The organism is Streptosporangium sandarakinum (assembly GCF_050942225.1).
GTDB lineage: Bacteria > Actinomycetota > Actinomycetes > Streptosporangiales > Streptosporangiaceae > Streptosporangium > Streptosporangium nondiastaticum.
Window position 1 is genome coordinate 7,572,774 of the sequence record NZ_CP192034.1, and the last position, 13,774, is coordinate 7,586,547.

At 67.9% G+C, this 13,774-nt stretch carries 14 protein-coding genes; 6 read left to right on the forward strand and 8 right to left on the reverse strand.

Features of this window, described 5'->3' with window-relative positions:
- Nucleotides 1-2: 2 nt before the first annotated feature.
- Genes ACQP10_RS34735 through ACQP10_RS34745 form a run of 3 tightly spaced genes read left to right on the forward strand, consistent with a single transcriptional unit; the run spans nucleotide 3 to nucleotide 1,984 of the window.
- Complete coding sequence (locus ACQP10_RS34735) at nucleotides 3-413, forward strand: DUF1048 domain-containing protein (RefSeq protein WP_179825969.1); 411 nt, start codon at nucleotides 3-5, stop codon at nucleotides 411-413.
- The gene (locus ACQP10_RS34740) at nucleotides 413-1,213 is read left to right on the forward strand and encodes an ABC transporter ATP-binding protein (RefSeq protein ID WP_179825980.1); all 801 of its coding nucleotides are present in this window, start codon (nucleotides 413-415) and stop codon (nucleotides 1,211-1,213) included. The genes ACQP10_RS34735 and ACQP10_RS34740 overlap by 1 nt, the downstream gene beginning before the upstream one ends.
- 9 nt (nucleotides 1,214-1,222) lie before the next feature.
- Complete coding sequence (locus tag ACQP10_RS34745; protein WP_179825982.1) at nucleotides 1,223-1,984, forward strand: ABC transporter permease; 762 nt, start codon at nucleotides 1,223-1,225, stop codon at nucleotides 1,982-1,984.
- On the opposite strand, the gene ACQP10_RS34750 is transcribed toward ACQP10_RS34745, so the two are convergent.
- From ACQP10_RS34750 to ACQP10_RS34770, 5 genes are all read right to left on the reverse strand, one after another.
- Nucleotides 1,981-2,442 (reverse strand): hypothetical protein, encoded by a 462-nt coding sequence (locus ACQP10_RS34750; RefSeq protein ID WP_179825984.1) that lies wholly within the window; start codon nucleotides 2,440-2,442, stop codon nucleotides 1,981-1,983. The genes ACQP10_RS34745 and ACQP10_RS34750 overlap by 4 nt on opposite strands.
- A 141-nt stretch (nucleotides 2,443-2,583) precedes the next feature.
- A complete protein-coding gene (locus ACQP10_RS34755) occupies nucleotides 2,584-3,972 on the reverse strand; it encodes an alpha/beta hydrolase (protein WP_433540440.1) in 1,389 nt (462 codons plus the stop codon).
- 185 nt (nucleotides 3,973-4,157) lie between these two features.
- The gene (locus ACQP10_RS34760) at nucleotides 4,158-5,084 is read right to left on the reverse strand and encodes a hypothetical protein (protein WP_433540441.1); all 927 of its coding nucleotides are present in this window, start codon (nucleotides 5,082-5,084) and stop codon (nucleotides 4,158-4,160) included.
- Nucleotides 5,081-5,668 (reverse strand): RNA polymerase sigma factor, encoded by a 588-nt coding sequence (locus ACQP10_RS34765; RefSeq protein ID WP_433540442.1) that lies wholly within the window; start codon nucleotides 5,666-5,668, stop codon nucleotides 5,081-5,083. The genes ACQP10_RS34760 and ACQP10_RS34765 overlap by 4 nt, the downstream gene beginning before the upstream one ends.
- 130 nt (nucleotides 5,669-5,798) lie before the next feature.
- Nucleotides 5,799-6,458: a hypothetical protein gene (locus ACQP10_RS34770; protein WP_433540443.1), complete on the reverse strand. Its 660-nt coding sequence runs from the start codon at nucleotides 6,456-6,458 to the stop codon at nucleotides 5,799-5,801.
- Nucleotides 6,459-6,578: 120 nt separating this feature from the next.
- Here ACQP10_RS34770 and ACQP10_RS34775 point away from each other — a divergent pair, with 120 nt between their 5' ends.
- The 3 genes from ACQP10_RS34775 (at nucleotide 6,579) to ACQP10_RS34785 (ending at nucleotide 9,698) form a co-directional block, all read left to right on the forward strand.
- Nucleotides 6,579-6,830, forward strand: a complete 252-nt coding sequence (locus ACQP10_RS34775) for a hypothetical protein (RefSeq protein ID WP_433540444.1) — start codon at nucleotides 6,579-6,581, stop codon at nucleotides 6,828-6,830.
- A gap of 67 nt (nucleotides 6,831-6,897) precedes the next feature.
- Nucleotides 6,898-8,847, forward strand: coding sequence for a sugar transferase (locus ACQP10_RS34780; protein WP_433540445.1), 1,950 nt, complete (start codon nucleotides 6,898-6,900; stop codon nucleotides 8,845-8,847).
- 263 nt (nucleotides 8,848-9,110) lie between these two features.
- Nucleotides 9,111-9,698 (forward strand): hypothetical protein, encoded by a 588-nt coding sequence (locus ACQP10_RS34785; RefSeq protein WP_433540446.1) that lies wholly within the window; start codon nucleotides 9,111-9,113, stop codon nucleotides 9,696-9,698.
- A 54-nt stretch (nucleotides 9,699-9,752) separates the two neighbouring features.
- Here ACQP10_RS34785 and ACQP10_RS34790 read toward each other — a convergent pair whose 3' ends face one another.
- The 3 genes from ACQP10_RS34790 to ACQP10_RS34800 form a co-directional block, all read right to left on the reverse strand.
- A complete protein-coding gene (locus tag ACQP10_RS34790) occupies nucleotides 9,753-10,526 on the reverse strand; it encodes a hypothetical protein (RefSeq protein ID WP_433540447.1) in 774 nt (257 codons plus the stop codon).
- Nucleotides 10,527-10,529: 3 nt separating this feature from the next.
- The gene (locus tag ACQP10_RS34795) at nucleotides 10,530-12,662 is read right to left on the reverse strand and encodes a hypothetical protein (protein WP_433540448.1); all 2,133 of its coding nucleotides are present in this window, start codon (nucleotides 12,660-12,662) and stop codon (nucleotides 10,530-10,532) included.
- A gap of 131 nt (nucleotides 12,663-12,793) precedes the next feature.
- Complete coding sequence (locus tag ACQP10_RS34800) at nucleotides 12,794-13,627, reverse strand: hypothetical protein (RefSeq protein WP_433540449.1); 834 nt, start codon at nucleotides 13,625-13,627, stop codon at nucleotides 12,794-12,796.
- Nucleotides 13,628-13,774 lie beyond the last annotated feature (147 nt).

Here is a 13,774-nt window from a genome sequence, read left to right on the forward strand (position 1 = left end):
CCATGGCGGCAGAGCCGAACGAGCCGAAGAACCGCTACCGGCGGTACCTGGAGGTGGTCACCGGGTCGCTGGAGGACAAGCGGCGCTACCGGCAGTACAAGACGCGCATCAGGCAGCTTCCCCCCGACTACCGTACGGCGGCCGAGGCGATGGAGCGGTACCTGCTGCACCTCGGGCTGACCGACGGCGCCGACGTGACGATGTACGAGGACCTCGCCGACCTGTTCGAGCGGAGTGCCATCGACGAAACCCCGATCCGTGACCTCTTCGGGGAGGACCCCGTGGAGTTCGTGGAGGCGTTCGTCGCCAACTACCCGGCCGGACAGTGGCGGAACCGGGAGCGCAACCGTCTCACCAGCGCCATCAAGCGCGCCGCCGGCGAAGAGCCCGCAGGAGAGGACAGGACCGAATGATGACGACGCAGCAGGCCCCGGCGATCCAGGTGCGGGGCCTGGAGAAGTCGTACAAGGAGCTGCGGGTGCTGCGCGGCGTGGACCTCACCGTGGCGCGGGGCAGCATCTTCGCCCTGCTCGGCTCCAACGGGGCCGGCAAGACCACGGCCGTGAAGATCCTGTCCACGCTGCTCAAGGCCGACGCGGGCACGGCCCGCGTCAACGGCTTCGACGTCGCCACGCAGGCCGCGGACGTGCGCGAGTCGATCAGCCTCACCGGGCAGTTCGCCGCCGTGGACGAGATCCTCACCGGGCGGGAGAACCTCGTGCTGGTCGCCCGGCTGCGGCATGTCGGAAATCCGGGCAAGGTCGCCGACGACCTGCTGGAGCGCTTCTCGCTGACCGACGCGGGCGGGCGGAAGGCGTCGACGTACTCCGGCGGCATGCGCCGCCGCCTCGACATCGCGATGAGCCTGGTCGGGAATCCGCCGGTCATCTTCCTGGACGAGCCGACGACCGGGCTCGACCCCCAGGCGCGCATCGAGGTGTGGCAGGCCGTCAGGGAACTCGCCGCGCGCGGCACGACGGTGCTGCTCACCACGCAGTACCTCGACGAGGCCGAACAGCTCGCCGACCGGATCGCGATCCTCCACGAGGGCCGGATCATCGTCAACGGCACCCTCGCCGAGCTCAAGCGGCTGCTGCCGCCCGCCAAGGTCGAGTACGTCGAGAAGCAGCCGACCCTTGAGGACGTCTTCCTCACGCTCGTCGGCGCCGACGGCAGGAACGGCCATGACCGCAACGCCGGCACGGACGCATAAGGAGCAACGATGAGCAAGCACTTCCTCGGTGACACCGCCGTCCTGCTGGGACGATCCCTGCGCCACATCGCGCGCAGCCCGGACACCATCATCACGACCGTGGTCATGCCGATCGCCTTCATGCTGCTGTTCGTCTACGTGTTCGGCGGCGCGATCAACACGGGGTCGGACTCGTATGTGACCTACCTGCTGCCCGGCATCCTCCTCATCACGGTCGCCTCGGGCATCGCCTACACCGCGTACCGGCTGTTCATGGACATGAAGGGCGGCATCTTCGAGCGGTTCCAGTCCATGCCGACCGCGCGGTCGTCGGTGCTGTGGGCGCACGTGCTGACCTCGCTGGTCGCCAATCTGATCTCGCTCGCGGTCGTCGTGCTCGTCGCCCTGCTCATGGGCTTCCGCTCGACGGCGGGAGTGTCGGCGTGGCTCGCGGTCGCCGGCATCCTGATCCTGTTCACCCTGGCGTTGACGTGGATCGCCGTCATCCCCGGCCTGACGGCCAAGACCATGGAAGGCGCGAGCGCGTTCTCCTACCCGCTCATCTTCCTGCCGTTCCTCAGCTCGGCGTTCGTGCCCACCGGCACCATGCCCGGCCCGGTGCGCGCCTTCGCCGAGCACCAGCCGGTGACGTCCATCGTCAACGCCATCCGCGCCCTGTTCACGCAGCAGCCGGTCGGCACCGACATCTGGATCGCCCTGGCCTGGTGCGCCGGCATCCTCGTCGTCGCGTACGTCCTCGCCATGAACACCTACCGCCGCAGGATCTCCTAGAGGCCCCGCGAAGACAGCAGGCCGAGAAGGTAGAGCGCGAGGAACGCCGCGGCGATCGCGGCGCGCCACAGCCGGGTGAGCCCGGGCCCGGCGACCAGGACGGCGCACGAGTAGGCGATCAGGGCGCTGAGCGCGATGAGGTCGATGACGATGCCCAGCGGAGGCACCGAGGACAGGGCGAACTCCCAGATCGCCACCAGGAACAGCCCGCCCACGACGGCGACGGGCCAGGCGGGCCGTACCCGCAGGACGTACAGCAGCGGCCAGGCGAGGACGATCGCCACCCAGCGGCCCACCTCCCAGACGCGGACGAGAGAGCCCAGGCACCCGATGAACCCACCGCACATCCGGGAGGGGAACACCTCGCTCATCACGTACGCCCAGCCCAGAAGCGCCACCGGGAGGATCGCCCCGACCATCATGGCGCCGAAGACCCTCCTGCCGACTCTCTCTTTCACCGTCGTGGGTTCCATCGTCGTCCTGCGCCGCCTTCCGGTTCTCCGCGCGTGGCGCGTTCGGTGAGCCCCCGAAGGGATTCGACGCCCGGAGCGGGCGGGGAGTTCGGCGGAACCCACCGGCCGGCTTCCCCCGCCCGTCCCCTACCCGCAGGTCTTCGTCTCCGGGGAGCAGAACATGACCTCGGGATGGCGGGGCGATGGTTTCCTCAACAGGGCCTGCGGCTTCTCACGGAGGTGGAGGTCGAAGAAGGCCCGGACGTATCCGCGGGTGATCTCCACCGTGCGGGGTCCGGAGAGGGTGCCGCCGAGGTCGACGCCGATCTGCCTGGCGAGCAGGTCGTAGTCGGTGAAGGACGCGTGCACCGCCCCGGTCACCACGAGCCAGCGCTTCCAGCCGGTCAGGTGTCTCCAGTCACGGTCCCATGTGGGGTCCTCGCCGCTTCCCGGGCTGTGCGGTCCCCGTACGCCCAGGAACATGAACGGCCGCGCCAGCCCGCTCGCCGGAATCGGGGCGAACATCTGGCCGTCCATGTTGATCCCGGCGCGCACCCGGGGGTCCTTCAGCATGGTCTCGGCGACGCTCGCGCCGCCGAGGGACTGACCCGCCATCGCGATCCGGGACGGGTCGATCAGGGCGCCGCCCCGCCACTTCGAGCGTGGCCCGACCAGCTCGGCCAGCACGAAGGAGGTGTCGGCCGCCCGGCTCTTCACCGCCTTCCCGCCGAAGTCGTCGGTTTCGAGCTCGCACGCGGCGCAGGTGGCGACCCGCCCGTCGGGGAAGGTCGTGGCGAAGGTCTCGTAGGTGTGGTCGATGCCGGCCACCACGTAGCCGCGGCTCGCGAGCTCCTCGGCCAGGGCCGTCAGCGAGCTCCTGGGCCAGGTGAAGCCTGGAGAGAGCACCACCAGGGGCAGGCCGCGCCTGCGTCCGGCCGGGCTCGCGTCGCGGAACGCGTTGGTGCGCGTCCTGCTCAGCGCGTCGGCCGGCACGCCGGTCATCCCCGTTCCCTTCAGGACGAGCTCCGACTCCTTCGGTGTCATGTACGGCGCCCGCCGCCCGCCCGGTGACTTCGCCGGGTACCAGAGGGAGACCATGAGCTCCCTCGCCTTCACCCCGGGCACCCAGGGGTCCGGCCGGGAGAGGTCTCTCAGATGCAGGGACGTCGTGCCGACCGGATGGGGGCCGGTCGGCCTGGGCAGGTACGGCGCGCCGATCGGGGCGCCGGCGGGTGTGCCGCTCGGGGTACCGTCCGGCGTGCCGCTCCGCGCGGCCGGGGGGCCGGGGGAGGCGGGCACGGCGACGGTCGCTGTGGCTACGGACGCGGGCACGGTCGAGGCGGAGGCCGGCGTGGACGCGCCGGGGGCGGTGACCACGAGGGCGAGCAGCGCGGCGACGATGGCCAGGGCGCCCCTCGGCACGGGCCCGGCGCCGCTCCGCTCCGGCTTCGTGCCGCTCGGACGGTGGCCGGTCCGGGTCACGTGCCCGTCTCGGCTCCCGGCTCCCAGCGCCGGGAAGGGATCTTCGTATGGCATGGAAAGATCCTGCGGATTCGGGCTCCCGGCGATATCGGCCCAAAGTACGGTTCACGGCATCTCGAACCGTCCATCTGGCCGGTTCACCGGATCCTCGCTCCCGGCTCGGTCCCGGTGAACCGGCGCCGCGACGGCCGTGAACCGTCGCGGCGGGCCGGTGGGCCTTTCCAGGGGCCGTGCGACGGTCAGGACCCTTCGGGGATGACGGCGTCGCGGGGGCCGCCGTAGACCGGGTTCCGGTCGTGGTGCTCCTTGGTGACGAGGAGGCGGATCACCCCGGTTGGCGTGTCCTTCGGCCCCTCGATGACCTCCTCCGCCTCCCAGACGGTCCAGTCCTCGCCGACCGGGGTCTTCTGGACGCGCAGTTCCCCGTAGCCGCCGGGGTTGCCCGGAGGGAGGGCCATGATCACGTAGACGACCTTCAGGCCGCGCTTCTCGATCTCCGGAACGACCTCGCCGACGGTCTTCTCGTCCACCCGGTACCCGGCGAGCGAGCGGCCCTTGGTGGTGGCCAGCCGGTAGGGCGGGTGGATCTCCTTCGGTTCGGGCGCGTCCACCAGCTCGCAGGGCCCCACCGGGCCCTCCATGAGGATGGTGCTGGTGCTGGTGCCGCCGGTGTTGTTCTTCCCGATGGTCCAGACGAAGGTCTGGCCGGGCTTGAAGAGCCGGGTGTCGATCCGCATCCGCCAGCCGTGCTTCTCACCGGGGATCGACTCGGGCACGTGGTACAGGTCCCGCGGGATGTCCTCCACGTGCTTCCCGCGCGGTTCCCGGCACATCTTGCCCTCGGGGACGTAGTCGACGATGGCGGGGATGCCGAGCCTCCGCAGCTGGTCCGACAGCCCGGCGGCGTCGCGGGAGTCGCGGAGCTCGGCGTACACCACCCCGTTGGCGTCCCTGGTGACGGCGTAGGCGGACTCGCCGCCGCCCCCGAACACCGCCGGGATCGCGACGGCGGCGCAGACCCCGGCCGCGACGGCCGCGGCGGCCAGGAAGAGGCGCCCCCGCGGCCTCCTCACCGGCACCGGCGTCGACCGCGCGGCGATGTGCTCCTTGAGCTCGGCGAGCTGCCGCTCCTCGAACCCGGCAAGACGTCTCTCACTGGTCGTCATGACGTTCCTTTCGCGATGGCGGGTTCCGGACGGCGGGCGTCGAATTCGGTCCTGAGCAGGCGGCGGACACGGTGCAGCCGTACCCGGGCGGTCCCGACGCGGATGCGCAGGGCGGCGGCGGCCTCCTCGACCGGCAGGCCGTCGAGGTGGACCAGCTCGGCCACGGCCCGCAGCCCCTTCGGCAGGGCGGCGATGGCCGACAGGAGGCGGCGGGCGTCCCGTTCGGCGTCGATCCGCTCCTCCAGCCGGGCGATGTCGTCGGCGTCCAGCGGGCGCCGGCCCGCGGCCCGGTCCGCCTTATGGACCTCCCGGGCGGCCCTGCGGTGCTCGGTCGCCACGACGTTGCGGGCTATGCCGTACAGCCAGGCGGCCTGACTGCCGCGCTCGGGACGGTAGGTGCCCGCGGCGTCGACGGCGGCCAGGAAGACCTCCATCGTCAGATCCGCCACCGTGTGCGGGTCGGTCACCCGGCGCGCCACGAAACGGCTGACGGACTCGGTATGTCTTCGGTAGAACTCCTCGAACGCCTCCGGATCGCGCATCGTCCGCCGGAGGTCCTCCGTATCGGGTGCGGTGTTTGCCACCTGCTCCGCCCTTTCGCCGACCGTGTTCTCCTTCTTTCTTGTGGGGCGGGAAGGGGGAAATTACATTTTTCATGGCATCCCGCCCCGGTTGGGGCGGGCAGTACCTGGAATGCCCGAGGTCAGGCACCTCTCAGCGGGCGTTACGGACGGTCAGCCACTCCGCGGCGGTCACACGGTAGCCGAGCTCGGAGTAGAGGTACCCGGTCACGGCCGTCATGTGGAGCGCGCCCCACGGCACGCCCACCGTGATCCGCTCTCCGCGCCGCTCCCGGTGGACCTCGCCGAGGCAGTCCAGGAGCAGCCTGTCCCGGTCGTGGAGGATGAACTCGCGCCAGGCCCTCCTCACCCGTCCTTCGGTCCACCCGTCATGTCCGGTGAGGTCGGTGACGTCCATGCCGCCCGACGGGAACTTGAGCGTCGCGAGCCAGTCCGGCACGGCGGTGAGGGCGTCGTCGACGACGGTGGCCCACCGGGTGGACCTGCCGTTCCGACTCCTGTCGGGCCAGAGGAGGGGAACGTCGAGTGCTTCGAGATCGAGGGCGACCGTCTGGTGCACGAGACCGTCGAGGCGGACCCTGGCGATCTTCCGGTGCAGGGCGGTCTCCGCGTTGGGCCGGCCCTCGGCGACGATGAGGCCGCAGCCGCGCAGCCGCTCCGCCACCTGGTCGTAGAAGGAACGCTCGGCGATGTGCGCCATCGGGACGAGGAGGAACGCCGGCCGCGAGTGTGGCCGCCGGAATGTGAGGACGGCGGAGCGGACACCGATGATGCTGGTCTCGATGAACTGCATGACGCCTCCCCGCGCAGGACCGTCCCCGGTTCAGCGGCTCTACGGGAGAAACCTCCTAAAGCGGTGGTGACTCCGTCAGGGCCGGTTCGGCCGTCTCCTCCTCTGCATTCCCCGGACGCCTTGCTTTCATCGAACGATCGGGGAGCTGCCGAAATCTCCCGAAGGCATCGGTCTCTCCGGACATTCGGCCGCCGCCTGTTCGAGCACGCCGTCACCGCCGCACGCGGCCTCGGCTTCGCCCGGCTCGCCATCGAGGCGGATCCCAATGCCGAGCCGTTCTACCTGGCCAGGGGTGCCGTCCGGACCGGCGAGGTCCCGTCGGGGTCCGTCCCCGGGCGGCTGCTGCCCCTGCTGGAGATCACCGTCGCCTGAATCCATCGGCGTGAACACCCTGTTAGGGTTTGCGGGCGGCTGCCGTTGATCATGACTTGAGGGGCGGTTGAGGGACATCGCCACCGACGACGTGGCCCTCGCGGGAGTGCTGGGGTTCGACCCGGAGGTCTGGGCCGGCGCGGGGAGAGGCGTCCGGGAGGCCGCCGACGAGCTGGCCCGGGGCGTGGACCGGTTCTGCCGGGCGATGGACGAGCGGCCCTTCGGCCAGGACGACCTGGGCCGCGCGTTGTTCGACGGCGATCCCGGGGCGGGCGTGCCGGGGTTCGCCCGGATACGCGACGACCTCCTGAGGGACCTCGCCCTGGCGGTGAATCTGCTGCGCGAAATGGCGGCCGGAATGGTCGTCACCGGATGCGAGTACGCCGCGGCCGAGGAGGCGAACGCGGGGGTCCCGTACGTGCCGCTGTGCCCGGGATGGCTGAGGGACCCGGAGGTGTACCGGCCCGAGCCGGGCCCGGGCGGCCTGCCGTCGACCACGCCGCCGCCCGGCTTCGTGAGCCAGGCGATCTGGTTCCTGGAGTCCGTGGGATTCGGGGCGGCGTGGCCGGACGGCGATCTCGACGGGGTGGCGCGGCTGCTCGACGCCGCGACGGCGATGGCGCGGGTGGTCGGCGACGTTCAGGAGCAGATCGCCGGGCAGTCCGGGCGGGTGGTCCGGGCCGGGTCCGGGTCGGCCACGGCCGCGTTCGGACGGGCCGCGCGACTGGTCCACGGCGAGCAGGGGTGGCTGGCGGACCTGCGGCGGCGATGCGAGCACCTCGCCGACTGCGCCCGCATCGCCCATGACGCGATCATCGAGGCCAGGCAGCGGTTCATGGCGTCCGCGGCGTTCGTGCTGACGCTGATGCTCCTCGCGAGGCTGCTGGCCCCCCGACTCGGCCCGGTGCTCGACCTCGTGGTGAGGAAACTGCTCCGGCTGGAGGGCCTGGCGCTGCGGATCGTCCTGCTGATGATCCGCCAGGCCGCGCTGGGCGCGATGTACTCCGGCGGGCTGGGGGTGATCGACCAGCTGTTCGCCACCGGAACCGTCGACGGAGCGGAGCTGGCCCGGGACCTGTCGCACGGAGCGCTCGCCGGCGGGTTGATGGCCGGCGCGCACGCCGCGCTGCCCGCCCTCCTGCGCCGGGGCGGCCCCACGCTCACCGGCCTGGCCGAGGCCATGGAGTCCGCCACGTGGGAGCGGGCGTTCTCCCGGACCCTGGTCGGCGGGGCGGTGAGCACGACCGTGCTGGCGACCGCGGGATGGGCCGGCGGCGCCGGCTGGGACTGGAAGCACGCCGCCGGGATGGGATTCGGCATGTCCGTGCTCAGCACCGGCGCGGGCCTCGCCGCCCGGTCCTGGCCCGCCCCGGGTTACGCGAGCCTGAGGGGCAGGGACTGGAAGCAGAGCCCGGCCAAGCGGTGGCACGACGTCAAGTGGGCCCTGGGGATTCTCACGATCACCGCCCCCGTCGTCTCCGTCTTCGCGCTCGCGAAGTTCGCCGAGGACCGGAGGAACCCGTTCTTCCTGCAGAAACGGGTCGGCCAGTTCGGCCGCGAGTTCGACATCGCCAAGGGTCGCACCATGTCGACGACTGACGGCAAGGACGGCAGCCTCGGCGCGTCGGATCCGCGGCGTACGAGGGTCGGCGCCCTCTGGGCGAGGACTAGCCTCGACGAGTTCGTCCAGCTGGCCTACAACGTCCTCTACAAGAAGGACATGTCGGTCATCAACGACCGGCCGCTGCTGGAAGCCGACAGGCAGAAGACGAGAGAGGCCGTCGGTCCCGTCCTGGGGCCGCGCTGGAACGAGGCGGACCTGGCCGGTAAGCCGGGACTGTTCGGCCCGTTCCCCAACAAGACCGTCGAGCTCGGCCTCAAGCCGAAGACGGAGATAGGTGCCTACGACGTCCAGCGGGGCTTCACGGGCCTCTGGCACGACCAGCACGCGAGCCTGGCCTCGGACCGGAAGATCCTCTGGGACTTCATCTCCACATACTGGCAGCGCATCTCCTAGCCCTGGGTAGCGCGCACTCGTCGTCCTTGTAGAGGGCCCGTGCTTGAGAAGTCGAGGCCTTCTCCATGCATCCGCTGGCCGAGACCATGCCAACCTTACCCTGCCACAGGCCTACTTGGAGGAAAGGCCGAACGACTGGGCTGCTCCACATGCAGAAAGGCCAACTCGCCGTAGATAGATTACCGATCCACTTCCCGGATTAATGAGGGGTTACGCAGCACAACCAGGTGTGCCATTGAGTCGACGCCATCGAAACATGGAGGATGATGATGTTGCTCAGGAAGCTCACGTGGCCCCTCTCGATCTTTTCTCGCCGCAATCGACTCTCTTCCTTGGCCCCGCAGATATCCACAAAAGCAGAACTGCTGAACATGACGCTGGTCAGGCTGGGAGTCTTTCAGACGTACATTCAGCACGCTGACGCGAAGGCCGGAACACTCGTCGCGATACATGCGGGAACCGCCGCGCTGGCCGCAGGGAATGTGGACACGGCCACCGCGCTCTGGAAAGCCGGGGTGGCGCCGGGAGTTGTAGGCGTGGCTCTGCTGGCCTGCTTCGCCTGCGGATTCCTGATCGCGGGCCATCATCTGATCGCGGCCATTCGCCCCAGGCTCAAGGAACCTGCGGGATCCAATCGGTTCGGCTTGGCCGGCTATGCCCCGGGCGCCACCGAGGCTCAACAGAGACAGGACGATCTGGAGGAACAGGCAAGAGAGGCAGAAAGGTTGATCAACGTTCTCGCCGATGTCGCTCGTGCCAAGTACGCCCGGATTACGAGAGCGGTTCCCTGGATGGTTCTCATGTTCGTCACCACGGTGACATGGATGGCGCTGGGAGCGTTCTTTCCGTGAACGCTCCCATGGCCCTCGGCACTTACGAGACGAGGGGTCCTCCTGCGGGGGGAATCACATCTCGTCGACCGAAATCAAAAAAGTGTCCTGCTCCATGGCAGGCAAGGGGATGCCCATCACTTCCAGGGTCCGCCTGAGGACCGTCTCACTGTTGACGATCACGTCGAGGATGTCGGCCTGCTGGAGCGAGTCCGTGATCTTGGCGATCACGGACAGGAGCTGCTCGGCGTTCTTCTGCTGTTCGGCAAGCATGTCGGTGAAGACCTGCGTCACGTTGCCGGGGTTCTCTGCGAGCTGGATGGCCGGTCGCGCCTTAGGGCTCTTCTCGACGGCGGCCAGGAAGCGCTCCCAGGCGAGCCTTAGCTCGTCGGTCTTGACTATCTGAAGAGCCTTGGTCTCGGCTTTGCTGTATATCTTGTATTTTTCCACAGCGACCTGCTGCTTGAGTTCCCTGACTTCTTCTGGGATGGAGACCTCGGCCCGGGCCCACCAGCGCAGGGTGAACCGCCGGTCTCCTTGGGCGATCTCATCCAGTCGCCTTTGGATGTGCTCGTTAACCGCGCTCTCTGCTTTATCGGGGTCGAATATGGAGAACCGGCGGGTGATCTGTCGGGCCACCTCCCGAATCAGACCTCGCACATGTTCCGACTCGGACTGATCGTCCAGCCACGAGCCGGCGCTCCTGGGCCGGCCAGCGAAGCTCGCAGTGCGGTGAACCGTGACGGTGAAGTCGTAGGCATCGTCGCGCGCAGGAGAGAGGAAGCTCTCCGGCTCCTCTCTGACAGGCTCTTCCGGTTCCTGAACCAACTCGAACCTCTTCCACAACATAGGTCAATTCCCTTCGGCGAGCCGATTGAGGTGTTTGTAGAGGGTCTGAGAGATGTGTCGGCGTTGCCACCACATCCGCAGATACAGGTGGACGAGTTGCCTCTCCGCTTTGCGATCCGCGCTGCGGAGGACCTCGTCGATCACAGGTCGCAGGTTCGGCTGCTCCTCGTAGCGAGAGATCCACCCGCCGAGGAAGAGCGGCCACGCCTCAGGGGTCGCACGTGGCCGCCTGCCGCCGGTGATGTTGGGGGTGTACAGGCCGAGTGCATTGCGCCAGAGCGTGATCAAGGCCTTCCGTAGCTCTTGGTCTTGGAGGTCGAGGCTGGTGAGCACCGGCCGCGCCGGATTTCCCGAGGGCAGGGCGGCGAGCCTCGACAGTGACAGGGCGGCGGTGTTGCGTCCACCCTGGCCGTCCTCTCGCGCCCAGGAAGCCAGGTCCAGGAGAATCGCAACGGCGGTCTCCTGGGAGTACAGGTAGTAGACGGATTGGGCCACCGCCGGGTTGAACTCCTTGTCGAGCCGGAACCCCAGCTTTCGGAACACCCTCATGGCCATGTCAGGTGCATCGGTCCCTATCTGCGAGGCGTAGGCCCGCACCACTATCGCTCGTTCTCCCCGGGTTCCACTTGCCATCCTTTGAAGCTGAAGATGTACGCGTGTCGTGAGATCCGGGTCCTGGGCAGCGGCCTCCAGCATCAGCGCAGCCAGGCGCCGACTCCTCACCCGATCGGAGCGGCTCCATGGTTTGAGAAACTTCTCATCGACGACGCGGAAGTTGAAGGTAGCCAGTCGGCCCACGGCATGTGCCACCTTCATCTGAATCTCCGGGTCAGGGCTGTCCCCCATAGAGTGCAGCCAGGTGATGAGCTGGTTTCGGATTGTCGGCTGGTCCTCCCAGAGGACGCGGAGCATCACGGCCGCGTTTTTGGGCTGTCTGAGGCGTACGGTCATGCCCCCTCCCACCATGGCAATGGGGAGGGTAGTGGCTCGCGCGTAGTCGAGCCATGCGGGGAGCTGCTCCCAGATGGGGATCGGTCGCGTTTTCGCCTCACTCCTCCATTCGTCGTCGATGAGCTTGGCCAGTGAGAGTGCGGATTCCGAGACAACCGTCTCCGGCAAGCCGTGCAGGACCGCGATGCTCGCCATGAAGCAGCGGCCCAGGACAGGCCTTCGATCGTGGAGTTTTTTTCGGATCTCCTCGCGGATTCGGTTCGGCAGATCTCCTAAGATTTCCTCGACGGAACGGCCGGATGACAAGCCTCGGACGACGCGGCAGGCAAGTCCTGCGGCTTTCCTCGGCGCCGTTTCATCGCCCAGCTCTTCTTTGATCTCTTTGGGAACATGTGATGCGAATGGCACTGCGAGTTTCGCAGCGTGCGCCTCATAGGAGAGTCTCCGCTTGAAGACCTCGATGCCAGGGGGAGGCTGATGTTCGACGATCGCTTCAGTGGGGGCTAGACTTTCGCTCGGCACCAATATCACCACCCGGCAGTCGTTCTGATCAGCCAAGCTTCTGAGCTGACGTATGCGGGAGTCCAAGTCGGCGTCGGCCAGCTCCATCACGTAGCCGTGACCCTCCAGCAGCTCAAGGTCACGGAGCCGGGGCCTTGGTCCTTCTAGGCGAATCCACCCCACCGGCGGATCCTCGTCTCGTCGTCTTGCGAGCCAGGCCCAATCCAGTAAAGCCGCCATGGCGGCCGTGGCCCGTCCCGTGTTTTCTGAACCATGTATGAGCACGACCCTCTCGCGATCAAGCAGCTTGCGTGTCTCCTCCTGGGAGGATGTGGGGACGAGAGGCATTAGCAAGCGTTCGGCCTCTTGGGTGGAGATCAGATCGACTGCCACACTTGATTCATCGGCGCCACCTGCGTGGTAGTGCAGATCTCGACCCGCCTGGTTCAGATTGCCGTTCCTGACCCGGTTGGTGACGCGACCGTATGAATCACGTCCGACCCATGACGCCCGCTCCTCATAAAACAGCTCATCCAGGTTTTTCTCGCGCTGCAGCCGATCGACTTCGGCCTCTGCCACCTCCTCTTGAATGGAGCGTTTTGGAGAATCTTTCTCTTCTTCTCCGGCCACCTCTTTTTCGTCCGTGGTCCGGTTTTCAGGGGGCGCAGGCGGAAGCTCTTTCACTTCCGCGTGTTTCGGCCTCTCACTTTCGGACCGGGGCACCCCGTCTCCGGTGACTGCGGATTCCTCACCTCGCGAGCCGGAGGAAGCTTCAGTGGCGGAGGGCCCATCTGGGGGAGCCTGTTCCGAATCGCTCACTTCTTAGGGCCCCCCATTCGGCGAGAGGAGATGCGCTGGTCCCGTCCAGCACTGTTTATGTCACCGTTGGTCACGTGGTTGGACAGCTGCCCGATCGCATCGCGGCCAGCGTGGATGGTCGGGATGTGCGGCGTCTCGGCCGGCCCGGATGGTGCCCGCTCCCCCGGAGGGGCAGATGTGTCCGAGGTGTGCGGATCGGACTCCACGGCGAACTTCACCAGTTCCGGGCTGCTGTGCGGGTCGAACCGCGGCACGTACAGGTAAGCGGTGTACCGCTCCGTCTTCTCCTCGGTATGAACCCTCAGAAACTCCGAAGGTGCCGGCCTTCCGGACAGCTGAGTGACGTGATCGTTGTAAATCGCCTCAGAGACGATGACCACCAGTTCGGCGGCGGGGAAAACGCCGAGTGCGGCACGAGCCGGCCGGGAATCCCGTAGCCTGACCACTTCCACGGCGCGTGGTCCCGGCCACCCGGCCGCGCCTGTGGAGTCGACGAGTCCGGCATCCAGAGCCAGCCGTAGCCGCATGGGTGACCACGCCGGTTCAGCTCGTCTGCGGTTGTGGAAGCCGATCGCCGCGTCGAGTTCGCGTACGAAGTTGTCGAGGATCCGGTAGACATCGGTGCCCCCGGGCAGCAGAGCGGTGATGGAGTCGCCGACCATCTGCCGGACCCAGAGGTGGCGGTCCAACTCGGCCCTGTCGGCCGCTTCGTCGACCACCTGCACCAGCGCGCTCTGCAGCGTGCGGTGCTCAACGTAGTTGCGACCGCCATAGTTCTCGACGTCGACGCTGAGCAGTACTTGGTACTCGCGGCTGGGATGCTCGTTCACGGTACCTCCATGGCGTAGGTGACGACGTCCACGGTGATCGAGGACCCTGGCCGGCAAGCCATACAAATAGGGTTTTCGCCGCGGTTCTCTGCCGAATTATTGGGTGACGCCAAGCTGCCCTGTAGATCATTCATCGGGCGCTGCGAC

Coding starts and splice junctions, on each gene's coding strand:
- ACQP10_RS34735 (WP_179825969.1), top strand. CDS start 3: ATGGCGGCAGAGCCGAACGAGCCGAAGAACCGCTACCGGCGGTACCTG.
- ACQP10_RS34740 (WP_179825980.1), top strand. CDS start 413: ATGACGACGCAGCAGGCCCCGGCGATCCAGGTGCGGGGCCTGGAGAAG.
- ACQP10_RS34745 (WP_179825982.1), top strand. CDS start 1,223: ATGAGCAAGCACTTCCTCGGTGACACCGCCGTCCTGCTGGGACGATCC.
- ACQP10_RS34755 (WP_433540440.1), bottom strand. CDS start 3,972: ATGCCATACGAAGATCCCTTCCCGGCGCTGGGAGCCGGGAGCCGAGAC.
- ACQP10_RS34760 (WP_433540441.1), bottom strand. CDS start 5,084: ATGACGACCAGTGAGAGACGTCTTGCCGGGTTCGAGGAGCGGCAGCTC.
- ACQP10_RS34770 (WP_433540443.1), bottom strand. CDS start 6,458: ATGCAGTTCATCGAGACCAGCATCATCGGTGTCCGCTCCGCCGTCCTC.
- ACQP10_RS34785 (WP_433540446.1), top strand. CDS start 9,111: ATGATGATGTTGCTCAGGAAGCTCACGTGGCCCCTCTCGATCTTTTCT.
- ACQP10_RS34790 (WP_433540447.1), bottom strand. CDS start 10,526: ATGTTGTGGAAGAGGTTCGAGTTGGTTCAGGAACCGGAAGAGCCTGTC.